Below are 16,803 nucleotides of genomic sequence, written 5' to 3'. Positions count from 1 at the left end.
GATTGCTTCGTCGCTTTGCTCCTCGCAATGACCGCTATGGTGTGTTGAATCGTCCCTCCCGCAAGAACGCGATCGTCTGCGCGATCGCCTCCCTGTTGCGTACCAGCCAGGGATGCGAGGTGCGGATCACGATGTGATCCGCCATGCCGTCGAGCCTGGTGTTGGCGACCGACACCCGTCCGTCATGCGGACGGGGCAGGGCCATCGAGGTGATCGGATAGACCGAGCGGTTGCCGGCGATGATGCCGGCCTCATAATCGATTGCGGGCAACAGCGCGCTGGTCGCAGCATCGCGGCGGGTAACGAGCTGCTGGCCGGCCGAGCCGAAGAACGCACGATACGCGGCGAGGTTCTTCAGGCGGTCGGCGATCTCGCTACCGCCGTTCGGCGTGCCCAGCATCACGACGCGACCGAGTTGCGCGGGGCGGTGTCGTGCGAGGTACGCGCGGGCCAGCAGGCCGCCCATCGAATGACAGACGAAATGCACCGAGCCGTCGAGCCCTTCGGCGAAACGATCGATCGCCGGATGAATATCCTCGGCCAGCGCATCGAGCGCCTTGCGCCGGCTGTCATAGTCGAGGTTGAGGGTGGCAAAGCCGGCATCGCCGAGCGCCAGCTCCATCCTGCGAAACGAGCGCGCCGTCCTGCTGATGCCGTGCAGCAGGACGACGCCGTCGGAAGTGGACGTCGTGGGACGCCGTTCGCTCACTTATAGTCGCGCTCTTGCCACCATGGGAAATAGTCGGGCATGTCGGACGAGACCTTGTTCTTGAACTGCGCGGGACGCTTCTCCAGGAACGACACCACGCCTTCCTTGACGTCCTCGGAGCGGCCGCGGGCATAGATGCCGCGGCTGTCGACCTTGTGCGCCTCCATCGGATCGTCGGCGCCCAGCATGCGCCACATCATCTGGCGGATCAGCGCCACCGACACCGGCGCGGTCTTGGCCGCGAACTCCTTGGCGAGCGCACGCGCGGTCGGCAACAGGTCCTCCGGCGGCACCACCTTGCTGACCAGCCGGCCGGCGAGCGCTTCCTGCGCCGGGAAGACGCGGCCCGAATAGCACCATTCCAGCGCCTGCGAGATGCCGACGATGCGCGGCAGGAACCAGCTCGAGGCGGCTTCCGGCACGATGCCGCGCTGGGAGAACACGAAGCCGAAGCGCGCGGCCTCGGAGGCGATGCGGATATCCATCGCGAGCTGCATGGTGACGCCGATGCCGACCGCGGGACCATTCACCGCGGCGATCACCGGCTTCAGACATTTGAAGATGCGCAGCGTCACCTGGCCGCCGCCGTCGCGCACCTGCGGATCGCTGTAGTCGACGCTGCCGTCGGCATTGCGCTTGACCGGACCGCGCCGCGCATCGCGGTCGAATGTGTTCGCGCCGGAGGAGAGGTCGGCGCCGGCGCAGAAGCCGCGGCCTTCGCCGGTCACGATGATCGCCCTGACGTCGTCGTCCTTGTCGGCCTTGTCAAACGCGTCGATCAGCTCCTGCTGCATCGTGGCGTTGAAGGCGTTGAGCTTGTCGGGCCGGTTCAGCGTGATGGTCAGGATCTGCTCGGCGACCTCGTACTTGATCGTCTCATACGCCATGGGGATGATTTCCTTCCTTCGTTCGTTTCTGATTGATCTCTAGCACGTCATTCCGGGGCGCGCGAAGCGCGAGCCCGGAATCCATTGCTCCACAAATCACAGCCGGACCTGCGGGGAAATGGATTCCGGGCCCAGCCCTTCGGGCCATCCTGGAATGACAAGTGGAGGTATCTACTTCTTCGGCGGCGTCGGCCACGGCTTCTGCGGGCCACGCAGGCCTTCGAACGCCTTGCCCATGCCGAGCACCCCGATATCGTCGAAGCGGCGGCCGATGATCTGGACGCCGATCGGAAAGCCCTTCTTGTCATAGCCGCCGTTGATCGACAACGCAGGATTCTCCGACATATTCCACGGCACGGTAAAGCAGATGTGCTCGAACGGCTTTGCCGGATCGTTGAGCGGTGATGCGAATTCCGCCGGGAAGTTCACCACCGGCGACACCGGCGAGATCACGTAGTCGACCTCGCAGAACAATTTTGCGGCGGCTGCGCGGATCGCCATCGTCTGGTTGAATCCGCGCACCACGTCGACGCCAGAGAGTTTTGCGCCGGCCTCGGCCCAGTTGAGGATATAGGGCAGCGTCTTGCCGCGATCGGCCTCAGACAATTTCGACAGCTCGTCCCAGGTCCGCGCGCGCCAGAAATTGTCGAGCCCTTCGAGCATCTCGGGCGTCAGGATGCCGTCGATCTCGGTGATGACGGCGCCGGCGGATTCGAACGCCTTCGCCGCCTTGACGGCGATTTCGCGAACGTCCTTCTCGACCTTCTGGCCGGAGCCGGCATCGAGCATCAGCCCGATACGCAGCTTGCGCGGCGATTTCTCCAGCGCCTTCCAGTTCACCTCAAGCGCCGGCAGGCTCATGCCGTCGCGGCGATCCGGGCGCGACAGCACGCTCATCATCAGCGCGGCGTCGTCGACGGTGCGGGTCATCGGCCCCGCGACGCGGCCGACATAGGGCGGGTCGATCGGCACGCGGCCGAGGCTCGGCTTCAGCGCGACGAGGCCGCACCAGGAGGCCGGCAGCCGCACCGAGCCGCCGATATCGGTGCCGAGATGCAGCGGGCCGTAACCGGCAGCACCGGCGGCGCCCGCGCCGGAGCTCGAGCCGCCGGGGTTTTTGCTGACATCCCAGGGATTGCGGGTGAGGGGATGGAACGACGACAGTCCCGACGACAGCATGCCGTAGTCCGGCATCGTGGTCTTGGAGAAGATCACGCAGCCGGCTTCGCGCAGCCGCGCGGCAGGCGGCGCATCCTTCTCCGCCGGCGCGAGCTTGACACTGGCGCTGCCGAGCGGCACCGGCTGGCCCTTGGTCGCGACATTGTCCTTAATGGTGACGGGCACGCCGTCGAGCGTGCCGGCCGGCTCGGCCTGCTGCCAGCGCTCGGTCGCGGCCTTGGCGACCTTCCGCGCCCCGTCGGGGTCGTACAGATACAGCGCCTTGATGTGCGGCTCCCAGGTCGCGACCTGGGAGATGATTTCCTCGAGCACCTCGGACGGCGAGAACTGCTTGGCACGATAGCCGGCGAGCAGGTCGACGGCCGAGAGATCGTGCAGCGACGTGATGGCGTCCGCTTTCGGCCTATGCATGCGCACCTGCCGGCATACGTTTCTCGATGATGCGGGCGAACATGCTGGCGCCGATCGGCAGGATCTTGTCGTCGAGAACGTAACCGGGATTGTGCACGGGCACTGAACCGTCATGGCCGACCCAGAAATACGCGCCGGGAACGGCCTGCATCATGTCGGCGAAATCCTCGCTGCCCATCTTGGGCGTCGAGCGCGTGATCACCTTGGCCGGATCAACCACGGTGCGCGCGACTTCCTCGACAACGCGGGACTGCTCTTCCTGATTGACCAGCACGCTGAAACCGTCGCGGACCTCGACCGAGATTTCGGCGCCATATGCGGCGGCAAAGCCGGCGCAGATCTCGCGCATGCGCGTGCGGATCAGCGCGCGGATCTCCTCGGAGAAGCAGCGCACCGTGCCGCACATCCAGGCATCGCCTGGAATAACGTTGTAGGCCGAACCGGAATGGATCTGGGTGATCGACAGCACCGCTGCCTGCAGCGGATCGACGTTGCGGCTGACGATGGACTGCAGCGCCTGTCCGAGCGTCATTGCGATCACGACCGCGTCCTTGGAGCGTTCCGGCATCGCGCCATGTGCGCCATAGCCCTGGATCCTGATGTCGAAGAAGTCGGCCGCGGCCATCGCCGGGCCCGGCAGGATCGCGATCTCGCCATGGTTGAGGTCGGGGGCGTTGTGCAGGCCGTAGACCTCGTCGCAGGGGAATTGCTTGAACAGGCCGTCCTTGATCATGGCGCGGGCGCCGCCGAGGCCTTCCTCGGCCGGCTGGAAGATGAAGTGCACGGTGCCGTCGAAATTGCGGGTCTCGGCGAGATAGCGCGCCGAGCCGAGCAGCATCGTGGTGTGGCCGTCATGGCCGCAGCCGTGGAACCGGCCGGGAATGGTCGAACGCCATTTCAGATTGGTGTTCTCCTCCATCGGCAGCGCGTCCATGTCGGCGCGCAGGCCGATCTTCCTGGTGCCGCTGCCCTTGCCCTTGAGCACGCCGACCACGCCGGTGCCGCCGAGGCCGCGATGCACCTCGATGCCCCAGCTCGTCAGCTTCTCGGCCACGATGCCCGATGTCCGCACCTCCTCGAAGCCGATTTCGGGATGCGCATGCAGATCCCGTCTGATGGCGGTGAGTTCGTCGGCAAAACTGTCGATGCGCTCGATGGTCGGCATGGTCTCTATCCGTCTGTGCGTGATGGGGAGGAGGGGGTGAAAGTCGGGCCGTTGGGCTTGATACGAATGCCCGGCCGCAAATGTTTCCACGGCAGCGTGGCGGGATCGGCGGGCATCGGCCCGGGCGCGGCGCAGATCAGCAGTTTCTCGGCAATCGGCTCGAAATCGGCGCGGAAATGCACCGAGCTCTTGTTGACCAGGATCTTCTGCGCGGTCGGCTCGATGCCGACATAGCGGTACATCGCCTGGTCCGCGAGCTGCGCCTTGTAGGAGCCGACGACGACGCGGACGTCGCCGATCCGCAGGCAGGCCGAGGGTCCCATATCCATATCGCGGCCGCCGTAAAATGGTCCCGGCGCGACGAACCGGCCGTCCGAGAGCTGCTCGACGACGAACGTTTCCCTGTAGGGCGCATCACCGGGAATGCCGGACTTGCCGCCGAGATCGAGCGTGACGGTCGCACCGACGCCGGCCGCGTGCGCAGCGCGCGCGGATTGCGGGTCGCAGATCACGCCGGTGGCCGCGCTTGCTCCGTTGCGTACCAGCGCACGCAGCATGCCCGTGGTGTCGGAATTGCCGCCGGCACCGGGATTGTCCTGGGTGTCGGCGATCACGATCGGCTTCGACGCCGTCGCCGCGAGCTTCATCGCAAGCAGCACGCCCTCGTCGGGCGTATGGATCGGGCCGTCGAAATCGTTCTCGTGGCGTTCGACCAGCGCGGCGATGCTGTCGGCGGCAGCGTCGGCGTCGGCCTGGGTCCGGCCATAGGCGAATACGCTCGGGCCGCAGTCCCTGATATCGGCGGCCGGGAAGCCGAACGCAAACGACAGCGTCGGAACCGCGTCGCTCTCCAGCGCCGCAAGTTTCTGATAGATGCCCTTGGCCGGCTGGTCGTTGGTGCATTGCCAACTGATCGCGATCAGGAACGGCAGCTGCCGGAACGCTTTTGCGAGACGTTGTCTGGATTTGAGCAGCAAGGCCAGATGCCTCGCGCAGGCGCGGCCGGTGTCGGCCATGTCGACATGCGGATAGGTGCGGTAGGCGATCAGCGCGTCGGCATGTTCGATCATCTCGGGTGAGACGTTCGCATGCAGATCGAGGCTCGCTACCAGCGGAATGTCCTTGCCGATCGCCTTGCGCACGCGGGCGAGGATTTCGCCTTCGCCGTCGTCATAATGCTCGGTCACCATGGCGCCGTGCAGGTCGAGATAGACGCCATCGATCGGCCCGGCCGCGGCGATGCCGTCGACCATGTCCTTGACGATCCGCTCGAAGGCGTCCTTCGTCACATGTGCCGACGGGGTCGCCCCGGTCGCGATCGTCGGCACCAGCTCCCAACCATTGGCTTCCGCCGCCTCGACAAAACCGGCAAGGCCGGCATTGATCTTGCGCATGACCTTGAGCACCTCGGCGCCGCGCGTCATCGACGGCCAGCCGCCGCCATGCACGAAGTCGTCGTAAGTTGCCTTCGTCGGTGCGAAGGTGTTGGTCTCGTGCAGGAAGCCGCCAACGGCAATACGGGTCATCAAGTAGGTCTCGACACGTTTCTTCGCTTGTGATGCGATTTGGAAGCAATCGCATCATCTCGCCTTTTCAATATCAGCATGATCTTCGAAGGCCGGTTCGCCTCTCCGGATCGCGCTCTGGCGGGCGACGTTAAGCGTGTCGTCGCGCCAAGCGCAAGCCGGGGAGCACCACCGGATTTGCATGCCCTGTGGGCGTAAAGGCTTGAGGCTAAAGACCTAGGCCGTCGCCACAATGCCTTCCGAAACGGGGCGGAAGTTGGCGAAGTCCCAGCCGCGCCCGGGCGCCGCCTCGAGCAGTGCGCGGGTATAGGCCTGCTGCGGATTGGTCAGCACCTCCGCCGCCGGTCCCTGTTCCACGACCCGTCCACGCTGCATCACGGCGACGTCGTCGCAGATCTGGGCGGCGACGCGCAAATCATGCGTGATGAACAGCAGCGCGATGCCGAGCCGCCGCTGGATTTCGTCAAGCAGCTGCAGAACCTGCGCCTGCACCGAGACGTCGAGCGCGGATACCGCCTCGTCCGCCACCAGCACGTCGGGATCGAGCGCCAGCGCGCGCGCGATCGCGATGCGCTGACGCTGGCCGCCGGAGAACTGGTGCGGATAGCGCGAGATCGCGTCGGGCGGCAAATGCACCAGCTCGAGCAACTCGCGGGCCCGCGCCAGCGCGTCCTTGCGCGGCATGCCGTAATTGATCGGGCCCTCCGCGATGCTCTCGCCGACCGTGACGCGCGGATTGAGCGAGCGGTAGGGGTCCTGGAAGATGATCTGGATCTTCTGGCGATGCGGCTGCAACAGCCGGCGCGACAAATCGGAGATCTCGCGGCCGGCGAGGCGCACCCCGCCCGAGGTCGGATCGATCAGCCGGACGATGCAGCGCGCCACCGTCGATTTGCCGGAGCCGCTTTCGCCGACGATGCCGAGCGTGCGGCCCTTGCGCAAGGTGAGCGTGACGTTGCTGGCGGCGGCGACCTCGCGGGCTTTGCCGTACAGCGACCGCTCCCGGTAGACCTTGCTGAGCTCGTTGGCTTCCAGCACCACCGGCTCTTTCGTCTCCGGGCGCGGCGCGCGCGGCACGAGGCTGGGGACCGAGGACAGCAGGTTGCGGGTGTACTCCATCTTCGGATTGCGCAGCACATCCTGCAGCGGGCCGGTTTCGACCAGCCGGCCGTGCCGCATCACCGCGACGCGGTCGGCGATCTCGGCCACCACGCCCATGTCGTGGGTGATGAAGAGGACGGCGGTGCCGTGATCGCGTTGCAGATCACGGATCAGGGCGAGGATCTGCTTCTGGGTGGTGACGTCGAGCGCCGTGGTCGGCTCGTCCGCGATCAGGAGCTTCGGCTCCAGCACCAGAGCCATCGCGATCATGATGCGCTGGCGCTGTCCGCCGGAGAGGCGGTGCGGGTAGGAAGAGAAGATGCGCTGCACGTCCGGCAGCCGCACATGCTCCATCATCGCCAGGATCTTCTGGCGCCGCGCGCGGGAGTCGAGATCGGTATGGGCGCGCAGCACCTCGTCGATCTGGCGGCCGACCGGGACCACCGGATTGAGCGCGGTCATCGGCTCCTGGAAGATCATCGCCATTCGCGTGGCGCGCAGCTGGCGCAGCCGGCGGTCAGTGGCAGTGAGCAGCTCCTCGCCGACCAGCTTGACGCTGCCGCCCGACGGCACCAGCGTGCCCTTCTGCAACAGGCCCATCGTGGTTAGCGAGGTCACCGACTTGCCCGAGCCGCTTTCGCCGACCAGGCACAGCGTCTCGCCCTCATGCACCTGGAGGGAGAGGTCGTCGATGATGCGATGCGCGTCCGCCTTGCGGCCGAGGCCGACGACGAGGTTGTTGATGTCGAGGACGACGTTGGTCATGTCAGGCTCTCTTGGCGCGGCTGCGAAGGAATTTACCCACTGTCATTCCGGGATGGTGCGCCAGGACCAGACCCGGAATCTCGAGATCCCGGGTTCGCTGCGCGCCCCGGGATGACGGCTTCGATTGCATCGAAGCCGTCACTTGCCCTCACGCTGCTTCATGCGGGGATCGAGCGCATCGCGCGCGGCGTCGCCGATCAGGTTGATGCTGAGAATGGCGATCGAGAGCAGAAGTCCCGGCCAGAAGATCAGCGACGGCTTGACCTGGAAGAACGCGCGGCCCTCGGCCATGATGTTGCCCCAGGTCGGCGTCTCCGGCGAGATGCCGGCGCCGAGGAACGACAGGATCGCCTCGGTCAGGATCGCGGACGCGCAGACATAAGTGCCTTGCACGATCAGCGGCGCGATCGTGTTCGGCATCAAATGCCGCCACATGATCTTCGGCAGGCTCGAGCCGAGCGAGATCGCGGCCTCGACATAGGGCTCCTCGCGCGCGGTCAGCACCACCGAGCGCACCAGGCGTGCTACGCGCGGGATCTCGGGGATGGTGATCGCGACCATCACGGTCCAGATGCTGGCGCCAGACAGCGAGACCACGGCGATTGCGAGCAGAATGGCCGGGATCGCCATCAAGCCGTCCATCACGCGCATCATCACCGCATCGACCCAGCGGAAGAAGCCGGCGACGAGGCCGATCAGGAGCCCGATGGCGATCGAGCAGACGGCGGCGCCGAGCCCGATTACCAGCGAGATCCGCGCGCCGTAGATGATGCGCGACAACAGGTCGCGTCCATAGGCGTCGGTGCCGAGCAAATATTGCGCGCTCGACGGCTTCAGCCGCAGCGACGGCGTCAGCAAGAGTGGATCACGAGGCGCAAGGAGCGGCGCGAAGATCGCCATCAGGATGATGAGGACGAGACAGATCGTTGCGACCGCGATGATCGGCGTCGAGGTCAGGAAGCCGAACTTGACGCGGAACGGCCGGGTGACGGGGAGAGAGGCTTCGGGAAGGGTTTCGATCGCCATTGCTCAGTACCGGATACGAGGATCGAGCAGGGTGTACGCCACGTCGATCAACAGATTGACGCCGACATAGATGCCCGACGTCAGAAGGATCATGGCCTGGATCACCGGATAGTCGCGCGCCAGCACCGCATCGACGGTGAGGCGGCCGATGCCGGGCAGGTTGAACACGCTTTCGGTGACGACGACGCCGGAGATCAGCAGTGCGAAGCCGGAGCCGATCACGGTGATCACCGGCACCGCGGCGTTGCGCAGTGCGTGGCGCAGCAGCACGCCGGTCTCGCCGATGCCCTTGGCGCGCGCGGTGCGGACGTAATCTTCACCCAGCACATCGAGCATCGAGGCCCGGGTCATGCGCGCGATCAGTGCCACATAGATGAAGGAGAGGGTGCAGGTCGGCAGGATGATGCGCTCGAAGAACGGACCGAAGCCGGCCGAGATGCTCTTGAAGCCCTGCACCGGCACCCAGCGCAGATCGATCGCGAACACCTGGATCAGCACATAGCCGATCACGAACACCGGCACCGAGAAGCCGAGCACCGACAGCCCCATCACGCAGCGGTCGATCCAGGTGCCGTGCTTCCACGCCGCGATGACGCCGAGCGGCACCGCGACCAGGATCGAGAGGACGATGGTGGCGAGCGCGACCGAGATCGACGGCTCGAGGCGCGGGCCGATCATCTCGAGGATCGGCTTGTTCGAGATCAGGGAGACGCCGAGGTCGCCGTGCAGGAGCTTCGCGACCCAGGTGTAGAACTGGATGTAGATCGGCTCGTTCAGACCAAGCGAGGTACGGATGCGCTCGAGCTGTTCCGGCGTCGCATTGTCGCCGGCGAGGATTGCGGCGGGGTCGCCCGGCGTCAGCCGCAGCAACAGGAACACGAACAGGGCCACCACGCCCATCACGGGAATGGCAGCGAGGATGCGGCGAAGCAGATATCCGATCATCGCTGCTATCTCCTGCCGTCAGATGGTGTGAAGCGAAGGCTGGGCCGCATCATACTCATGGTGTCCCCGTGATGTGTCTCATGCGCTTCTGCGTCTTGTGTCAAAGCCAGCGCGAACGTGATGAATTTGCAGGCAAATACTGTGCCAATGGCGACGTTATATCAAGGCGAGGGTCGTGCCGTTGGCGGCCTTCCCTGGTCTGATGCTGCTATTTCGAATTGCACTTGTCGTCGTGTGCCACCGAGCTGAAGCGACACGTTCATTCACGCTCTCATCACGCCGCACCAGTTGGCGGCGAACAGTGCGATGCTCTGCGTTGTCTTGCGAAGGCTGTCGAGCTCGACACGTTCGTTGAACGCATGTGGGCCGACACCGTAAGGACCATAGCAAAGTGCAGGGATGCCGTAATCGACACAATAGTAGCGGGTGTCGTTGACGGCCGTCGACAGGCGCTCCTGCATCGGAGCCTGGAAGACGCAATGATGGGCAGCCGACAGGGCTGCTTCCGCTTCGCTGCCGGGCTCGCAGACCGCTGCGTCGGCCTGAAAGCCGCTCCACACCAGTTCAGCCGGATTGCCGGACAGGAACTCGTCGGCCTTGTGCGCGTCGGCCAGGCACTCCTCGATGCCCTGCATCGCCTGCTGCGGCGTTTCGCCCGGCAGCAGGCCGAGACGGCAATCCAGTTCGCACCAGGCCGCGGTCGAACTGGCCCAATCGCCGCCCTTGATGATCCCGACGTTGAACTTGATCGGGTTCTTGACGCTGCGGAACCAGCTGTTGTCGAGCGCCCGGGCATTGAGCGCCTTGGTGTAATCCTGAAACGCGCGCACCAGATGCATCGCCGACAGGATGGCGCTTGTCCCGGTTTCCGAATAGGCGACATGCACCGGCGTGCCGCGGACGCGCAGGCGGAACCAGACGGCGCCGACCTGGGCACGCGTCAGCGTGTGTCCGGTTGGTTCGGGAATGAGGCAGGCGTCGGCGCGATAGCCGCGGATCAACGTCGACAATGCGCCGTTGCCGGTGCTCTCTTCCTCGGTCACGGTCTGCAGATGGATGCGTCCGCCCGGAACATAGCCGGCGTCGCGGATCGCATCGAGCGCGAAGATCATTGCCGAGACGCCGGCCTTCATGTCTTGCGCGCCACGCCCGAACATCCAGCCGTCCTGCACGGCGCCCGAGAACGGCGGCTGGTCCCAAAGGTCAGCAGGCCCTTCAGGCACCACGTCGATATGACCTTGCAGGATCAGGCTGCGCCCGCTGCCCTTGCTGTTGAGCGTCGCAACGACCTGCTGCGATCCGGCAAGATCGATGCCGTCCATCGGTGCTGCTTTCGGATGGCTCATCAGGTTGACGTCCGCAAGGCTGAATGCATCGACGTCGTAGCGGCGCTTGGCGAATTGCTCGGCCAGCCAATGTTGCTGTGGCGCCTCCTGTCCACGCAGGCTGCGGAATTGCACCATGCGCGACAGGAACGCGATCTGATCGTCGAAGTTTCGATCGACGGCCGCGCACAACTCGGCGGCAATCTGATCCGCCTTGGTCAACGTCCCGGTTGTCATGTCGCGCCTTTCGTGGAGCCTTGAGCAATGAGCGTTTCGGAAAGATGGCGCGCGCAACCGATGCGCGTGCCGATGGCGAGATTGCGTATCGGTCCGCCGAAGCGATTGCCAACGACACGCGTGCCGGCCGGAATGCCGCTCCGGGCCGCAATGCCATGCGTGCCCGTGACCCCAATGCGCATTGTCCCCTCCCGCGCTGAAGCGCTTTTCCCCATTACGACGCTAATCGTTGTCACGCGGCGATTCCCAGCGAATCCCGACTTGGACACACGCAAATACGCACATATTCTTCCTCTCCGGTCGGATGATTAGGGGAAAGCTGCGCGGGCAGGCTCGATCGCATCGGCCTGCGATGGCACCATTGAAGGCGTGTCGAGGTCGCGCCAGTCATCGATCGCACCCGCGATCATCTGTGCCGTCGCGGCCGAGAGTGTCCAGCCGAGATGACCGTGGCCGGTGTTGTAGAACACGCCAGGAATCCGTCCCGAGCGCACCACCGGCATCATGTTCGGCATCATCGGGCGCAGGCCCGCCCACGGCACGACCTTCGATGTATCGATCCCCGGAAAATGATGCCGCACCCAATCCACCAGCGGCTGGATGCGGTCGGCGCGGATATCGCGGTTGAAGCCGTTGAACTCGGCGGTGCCGGCGACGCGGAAGCGGTCGGCGCCGAGCCGGCTGGTGACGATTTTTGCCGCTTCATCGAGCAGGCTGACGGTCGGCGCAGCGTCGCGGCTTTGCGGCGCATCGAGCTGCACCGTGATCGAGTAGCCCTTCACCGGATAGACGTTGACGCGGTCGTTGAGCAGGCTTGCGAAGTGGCGGCTTGCCACGCCGGCGCAGATGACGATGCCGTCGGCCTGCAGCTCGTGCCGTTGCGCGACCTCGGCGTCATGCGAAGCGACGTCGTTCCAGCCGATGCGGAAACCGTCATCGCCGCGCGCGATGGTGTCGACATCGGCTTCATGGACAAAGCTCGCGCCGCGACGGATGCAGGCCTCGGCGAGACCGCGCGTGAACTTGTGGATATCGCCGGTCGCATCCGACGGCGTAAAGAAGCCGCCATAGCAGCTCGTCTGCAGCGCGGGTTCGAGGGTGCGGATTTCGTCCGCCGTCACCGGACGTCGGTCGAGGCCGCCTTGTTGCAGCAGCGTGTTGACGCGCAGGCCCGCGTCGAAGCCGGCCTTGTCGTGATAGACGTGCAGGATGCCGCGGCGCTCGAGATCGAAGGCGATGTTCTCGCGCTGCGCGATTGAGAACAGATACTTGCGCGCTTCGATTGCGAGCCGTGTGGTCTCGATGGTGTTGGCGCGATAACGGGTGATGCTGCCGACGAATTCGCCGATCCAGGAATATTTGTGCCAGCTCGGCTTCGGATTCATCAACAGCGGAGCGTCGCTTCGCAGCATCCAGCGCAGCCCCTTGAGAATGGTCGCGGCGCTGTTCCAGACTTCGGCATTGCTGGCGGAAAGCTGTCCGCCGTTGGCGAACGAGGTCTCCATCGCGGCGTAGCGATGCCTGTCGAGGACAGTCACCCGGTAGCCGCGCTCGAGCAGGGCATAGGCCGTCGTCACGCCGGTGATGCCGGCGCCGATGATCGCAATGTGTGGCATGGTGGTCTTCAGGCTCCCGTGGATTAGAGTCGCCGAACCGCCGGTGCAACCGGCTGTTTCAGCGCCCCATCTGTCACGGTACCTGAGAGCTTGATCCGCATCGGACCTGTGCCCGATCGCGAACTATCCCCTTCGGTGGACGTCACGGCCCTTGATGTGCGGTCGTGTCCGTCTCTCTCCAGATCGTCCTGACGATACAGTCCTTTTGCCTGAGAGTTTCCGGGGCGGTTGCTCCGTCGGCGCCGAAGCTGACAACACGAATGTTGTCGCTTCGATCTCTCCCGCATCGTCGAGTTGGACGGCCGGACCGTAGGCGAAGCCTCAAAAATGGACAAGGCTAAATTTCGATCTGGCAGTGCCAACGTGTTGTGCAGTGCAATCGACGTCAGTCGAGCGTCGCCAGCAGTGCCGCCATCAGGCGGCCGCGCTCGGCAAGGCTGTCGACCTCAATGTGTTCGTTGAGCGTATGCGCATCGGCGCCGCGAACGCCGAGGCCGTCGAGCGTCGGGATGCCCATTGCGCCGGTGAAGTTGCCGTCCGATCCGCCGCCGGCGCTGCCATGCGGCAGGTCGAGGCCCATCGCCGCTGCGAGGCCTTTTGCCTTTTCATACAGCGCCATGGTGCCGGCATCCGGCTCCCATACCGGGCGGGTGACGCCGCGCGTCACCTTGAAAGTGACGTCGTTGGCCGTGCCTGACAGCGCCAGCATGCGCTCGACGCCGCGGTCGAGATCGGCCTGGCGCTTGGCCATGCTGAGCGCTTCGCCGGTGCAGGTGGTCGCGACGCAATTGACCCATTGGCCGCCATGCACGACGCCGACCGAGAAGGTACAGTCCTCGGTGGTCATGCCGTCGATAGCGATGATCTGCCGGGCCATTTCCCGGATCGCGGAACGGCCGGAGGACAGCGTCGCGCCGGCATGGCTCGGCTTGCCGGTGGCTTCGAGGTTGAAGCGCGCGATCGCGTAGCGGCCGGTGACGACACCGTTGTTCGGCCGGCCGGGCTCCGGCACCAGCACATATTTGTTGCGTGCGGCCTCGGCCTCGATGATGTCGCGCGTCGAGGGCGTGCCGACCTCTTCATCGGGCGTGAACAGCACCGTGATCGGCAGCGGCGTCGTGAAGGACGCGCGAGCCAATTGCCGGATCGCTTCGATCGACAGATAGTTGCCGCCCTTCATGTCGAAGATGCCGGGCCCGAAGCACTTGTTGCCTTCGCGCCGCCATTGCAGCTTCTCGATGGTGCCGACCGGGTGCACGGTGTCGAGATGGCCGGCAATCAGGATGCCGGGCTGGCCTTGCTTCGGATGGGGGAAACGGGCGCGGACGCAGCCGGCAAAGCCCTGGCGTCCCGCGATGCGTTCGATCGTCGCGCCCATGATCGCCATCTCGCGCGCGGCGAGACCGAGCATGCGTTCGACCGCAGCCGCATCCCATGTCGGGCTTTCGCATTCCACCCAGCTGCGCAGGCCCTGCAGCATCGCTTCGGAATCAAACGGAAGATTGGCTGGGTTCATGTCGTTTCTCTCTAGTTGTTTGATTGCATGACTACGCATATCCGTACCTGCGCGCATGCTTATCGCACGAAAGGCTCAGGCGACGATTTTGTAAAGTCAAAATGCACCAGGCTTCTCGTTCATTCGTTCGTATACGTTTGATCTCGCCCGAAACCGATTGACGCGCATTGCGCTTGATGCAAGTCTCGATTTCACAAGCCATACAGCATGTTAGTTCGCCAAATAACGAACCGCATGCATAACGAATAAGCCGGCTTTGACCAGTTACACGTCAGGAGAGATTTCATGTTCCCTATCTCGCGTTGGAAGCGCCGCACGCTAGCGGCTGCGTTGACGGCGGTCGCGCTGTCGTTCGCGCCGCAGGAATTGTCGTTTACGCAACACGCCGTGGCCGCGGACAAGACCATCACCGCGGTAATGCATTCGGATCTGCGCGTCATCGATCCGATCCTGACCACGGCCTACATCACGCGCGACCATGGCTACATGGTCTACGACACGCTGGTGGCGACCGACTCCAACTTCAAGATCGAGCCGCAGATGGCGGACTGGAAGGTCTCCGACGACAAGCTGACCTACACGTTCACGCTGCGCGACGGCCTGAAGTGGCATGACGGCACGCCGGTGACCGCCGAAGACTGCGTCGCGTCGCTGAAGCGCTGGGCCAAGGTCGACGGCATGGGCCAGAAGCTGATGGACTTCACGGCGAGCCTTGAGGCCACCGATGCCAAGACGATCACGCTGAAGCTGAAGGAGCCCTACGGCCTGGTGCTGGATTCGATCGGCAAGCCGTCGTCGCGCGTCGCCTTCATGATGCCGAAGCGGCTCGCCGAAACGCCGCCGGACAAGCCGATCCCGGAACAGATCGGTTCGGGCCCCTTCAAATTCGTCCAGGCGGAATTCCAGCCGGGCGTCAAGGCGGTCTACGTCAAGAACAAGGACTACGTGCCGCGCAAGGAGCCGGCGAGCTGGACCGCGGGCGGCAAGGTCGTCAAGGTCGACCGCGTCGAGTGGGTCACGATGGCCGACGCGCAGACGGCGATGAACGCGCTGCAGTCCGGCGATATCGATTTCGTGGAGAACCCGTCGTTCGACACGTTGTCGATCCTCGAGGCCGACAAGGACATCAAGGTCGAGACGCTGAACAAGTTCGGCTTCCAGACGCTTGGCCGCATGAACTTCCTCTATCCGCCCTTCGACAACATCAAGGTTCGCCAGGCGGCGCTGCTGGCGATCAACCAGAAACAGGTGCTCGACGCGCTGGTCGGCAATCCCAAGTATTACAAGACCTGTGTCGCGTTCTTCATCTGCGACACGCCATTCGCGTCGGAGATCGGTGGCGAGACGCTGGCGAAGGGAGGCGACATGGCGGCGGCCAAGAAGGCACTCGCCGAGTCGGGTTACGACGGCACGCCGGTCGTCATCATGGCGCCCGGCGACGTCACCACGCTGAAGGCGCAGCCGGTCGTCGTTGCCCAGCAGCTGCGCGACGCCGGCTTCAAGGTCGATCTGCAGGCGACCGACTGGCAGACCGTGGTGACTCGCCGCGCCAGCCAGAAGGCGCCGAAGGACGGTGGCTGGAACATGTTCTTCACCAACTGGGTGAGCGCCGACGTCTCCAACCCGATCGCCAACCTCTCGATCGGCGGCCAGGGCAAGAATGGCGGCTGGTTCGGCTGGGCCGATGATCCGAAAATCGAACAGCTGAAGGATGCCTTCGTCCGCGCGCCGTCGCTCGACGAGCAGAAGAAGATCGCATCCGATATCCAGAAGGAAGCCTACGAGCAGGTCATCTACATCCCGCTGGGCCAGTATCAGGGACCGAGCGCATGGCGGAAGTCGCTGACCGGTGTGCTCGACGGCCCGGCGACGCCGATCTTCTGGAACATCGACAAGTCCGAGTAAGCGCGCCTTGATTCAGAATGGAATGGCCGGGGCTCGTCCCCGGCCATTTTCGTTTGCGTCGCCGCGTGCGGCGAGGCATGCGCCCGCCTGCAGCACGACGACAATGAAGCAGTGATCGGACCGAACCGATGGCCGCTAGGGCATGTGGCCCGATCTCGCGCTGCTCGTGCTCGACAGGCTCGTGAGCTGCGTCTGTCCGGCGTTGCCGCCGCTCATCCAGACCGCCGCGCCAGCGGCCAGCGCCAGCAGCACGCACGACACGATCGCGCCGCGGATCCATCGTTGGTAGATCGCGCGTTCGTCGGGCGGTGCTTCGCGGAATCTCTGCGCATTGAGCCCGTTGCTGCAATGAGCGGCGTCGTCGCCGTGCTCGAGCAGGGAAGCGCCATGGTCCGGCGCGGTGTTGTCAATCTGATTGCGACCGGCAATCCGATTGCGATCAGCAATCGTCATCGCCCAGCTCCAAAGACATTTGATCTCGGAATGCGAG

At 64.7% G+C, this 16,803-nt stretch carries 14 protein-coding genes and 2 riboswitches; of the genes, 1 reads left to right on the top strand and 13 read right to left on the bottom strand.

The window, feature by feature from the left end; genetic code table 11:
• Positions 1-34: 34 nt before the first annotated feature.
• From JQ507_20775 to JQ507_20720, 12 genes are all read right to left on the bottom strand, one after another.
• Complete coding sequence (locus JQ507_20775) at positions 35-709, bottom strand: alpha/beta fold hydrolase (GenBank protein ID QRI67410.1); 675 nt, start codon at positions 707-709, stop codon at positions 35-37.
• Positions 706-1,596, bottom strand: coding sequence for a crotonase/enoyl-CoA hydratase family protein (locus tag JQ507_20770; GenBank protein QRI67409.1), 891 nt, complete (start codon positions 1,594-1,596; stop codon positions 706-708). The genes JQ507_20775 and JQ507_20770 overlap by 4 nt, the downstream gene beginning before the upstream one ends.
• A gap of 171 nt (positions 1,597-1,767) precedes the next feature.
• Positions 1,768-3,186: an amidase gene (locus tag JQ507_20765; protein ID QRI67408.1), complete on the bottom strand. Its 1,419-nt coding sequence runs from the start codon at positions 3,184-3,186 to the stop codon at positions 1,768-1,770.
• Positions 3,179-4,351, bottom strand: coding sequence for an amidohydrolase (locus tag JQ507_20760; GenBank protein ID QRI67407.1), 1,173 nt, complete (start codon positions 4,349-4,351; stop codon positions 3,179-3,181). The genes JQ507_20765 and JQ507_20760 overlap by 8 nt, the downstream gene beginning before the upstream one ends.
• Positions 4,352-4,356: 5 nt before the next feature.
• Entirely contained in the window at positions 4,357-5,877 is a 1,521-nt protein-coding gene (locus JQ507_20755) for a M81 family metallopeptidase (protein ID QRI67406.1), read from the bottom strand.
• 216 nt (positions 5,878-6,093) lie between these two features.
• Positions 6,094-7,743, bottom strand: coding sequence for an ABC transporter ATP-binding protein (locus JQ507_20750; protein ID QRI67405.1), 1,650 nt, complete (start codon positions 7,741-7,743; stop codon positions 6,094-6,096).
• Positions 7,744-7,881: 138 nt separating this feature from the next.
• Positions 7,882-8,769, bottom strand: a complete 888-nt coding sequence (locus JQ507_20745; protein ID QRI67404.1) for an ABC transporter permease — start codon at positions 8,767-8,769, stop codon at positions 7,882-7,884.
• A 3-nt stretch (positions 8,770-8,772) separates the two neighbouring features.
• Complete coding sequence (locus JQ507_20740; GenBank protein QRI67403.1) at positions 8,773-9,714, bottom strand: ABC transporter permease; 942 nt, start codon at positions 9,712-9,714, stop codon at positions 8,773-8,775.
• A gap of 263 nt (positions 9,715-9,977) precedes the next feature.
• Positions 9,978-11,276 (bottom strand): ArgE/DapE family deacylase, encoded by a 1,299-nt coding sequence (locus JQ507_20735; protein QRI67402.1) that lies wholly within the window; start codon positions 11,274-11,276, stop codon positions 9,978-9,980.
• The gene (locus JQ507_20730) at positions 11,273-11,458 is read right to left on the bottom strand and encodes a hypothetical protein (protein ID QRI67401.1); all 186 of its coding nucleotides are present in this window, start codon (positions 11,456-11,458) and stop codon (positions 11,273-11,275) included. The genes JQ507_20735 and JQ507_20730 overlap by 4 nt, the downstream gene beginning before the upstream one ends.
• A gap of 126 nt (positions 11,459-11,584) precedes the next feature.
• Complete coding sequence (locus tag JQ507_20725; protein ID QRI67400.1) at positions 11,585-12,892, bottom strand: D-amino acid dehydrogenase; 1,308 nt, start codon at positions 12,890-12,892, stop codon at positions 11,585-11,587.
• A 68-nt stretch (positions 12,893-12,960) separates the two neighbouring features.
• Positions 12,961-13,076, bottom strand: a riboswitch (glycine riboswitch).
• Positions 13,077-13,079: 3 nt separating this feature from the next.
• A riboswitch (glycine riboswitch) is annotated at positions 13,080-13,186 on the bottom strand.
• 91 nt (positions 13,187-13,277) lie between these two features.
• A complete protein-coding gene (locus JQ507_20720) occupies positions 13,278-14,408 on the bottom strand; it encodes a M20/M25/M40 family metallo-hydrolase (GenBank protein QRI67399.1) in 1,131 nt (376 codons plus the stop codon).
• Positions 14,409-14,693: 285 nt separating this feature from the next.
• Here JQ507_20720 and JQ507_20715 point away from each other — a divergent pair, with 285 nt between their 5' ends.
• On the top strand, positions 14,694-16,313 hold the full coding sequence (locus tag JQ507_20715; protein QRI67398.1) for an ABC transporter substrate-binding protein: 1,620 nt from the start codon (positions 14,694-14,696) through the stop codon (positions 16,311-16,313).
• Between the two features lie 135 nt (positions 16,314-16,448).
• On the opposite strand, the gene JQ507_20710 is transcribed toward JQ507_20715, so the two are convergent.
• Complete coding sequence (locus JQ507_20710; GenBank protein QRI67397.1) at positions 16,449-16,766, bottom strand: hypothetical protein; 318 nt, start codon at positions 16,764-16,766, stop codon at positions 16,449-16,451.
• Between the last annotated feature and the right edge of the window lie 37 nt (positions 16,767-16,803).

Origin of the sequence: Bradyrhizobium sp. PSBB068, assembly GCA_016839165.1 — a bacterium.
In the GTDB taxonomy this organism is placed as follows: Bacteria; Pseudomonadota; Alphaproteobacteria; order Rhizobiales; family Xanthobacteraceae; genus Bradyrhizobium.
This window is presented reverse-complemented; position numbering and strand designations above follow the sequence as displayed.

What these genes read in the sequence shown, in the direction of transcription:
- JQ507_20750 (QRI67405.1), bottom strand. Translation starts at nt 7,743, where the DNA reads ATGACCAACGTCGTCCTCGACATCAACAACCTCGTCGTCGGCCTCGGC.
- JQ507_20715 (QRI67398.1), top strand. Translation starts at nt 14,694, where the DNA reads ATGTTCCCTATCTCGCGTTGGAAGCGCCGCACGCTAGCGGCTGCGTTG.
- JQ507_20710 (QRI67397.1), bottom strand. Translation starts at nt 16,766, where the DNA reads ATGACGATTGCTGATCGCAATCGGATTGCCGGTCGCAATCAGATTGAC.
- JQ507_20765 (QRI67408.1), bottom strand. Translation starts at nt 3,186, where the DNA reads ATGCATAGGCCGAAAGCGGACGCCATCACGTCGCTGCACGATCTCTCG.
- JQ507_20720 (QRI67399.1), bottom strand. Translation starts at nt 14,408, where the DNA reads ATGAACCCAGCCAATCTTCCGTTTGATTCCGAAGCGATGCTGCAGGGC.
- JQ507_20735 (QRI67402.1), bottom strand. Translation starts at nt 11,276, where the DNA reads ATGACAACCGGGACGTTGACCAAGGCGGATCAGATTGCCGCCGAGTTG.
- JQ507_20730 (QRI67401.1), bottom strand. Translation starts at nt 11,458, where the DNA reads ATGCGCATTGGGGTCACGGGCACGCATGGCATTGCGGCCCGGAGCGGC.
- JQ507_20745 (QRI67404.1), bottom strand. Translation starts at nt 8,769, where the DNA reads ATGGCGATCGAAACCCTTCCCGAAGCCTCTCTCCCCGTCACCCGGCCG.
- JQ507_20755 (QRI67406.1), bottom strand. Translation starts at nt 5,877, where the DNA reads ATGACCCGTATTGCCGTTGGCGGCTTCCTGCACGAGACCAACACCTTC.
- JQ507_20770 (QRI67409.1), bottom strand. Translation starts at nt 1,596, where the DNA reads ATGGCGTATGAGACGATCAAGTACGAGGTCGCCGAGCAGATCCTGACC.
- JQ507_20725 (QRI67400.1), bottom strand. Translation starts at nt 12,892, where the DNA reads ATGCCACACATTGCGATCATCGGCGCCGGCATCACCGGCGTGACGACG.
- JQ507_20740 (QRI67403.1), bottom strand. Translation starts at nt 9,714, where the DNA reads ATGATCGGATATCTGCTTCGCCGCATCCTCGCTGCCATTCCCGTGATG.
- JQ507_20760 (QRI67407.1), bottom strand. Translation starts at nt 4,351, where the DNA reads ATGCCGACCATCGAGCGCATCGACAGTTTTGCCGACGAACTCACCGCC.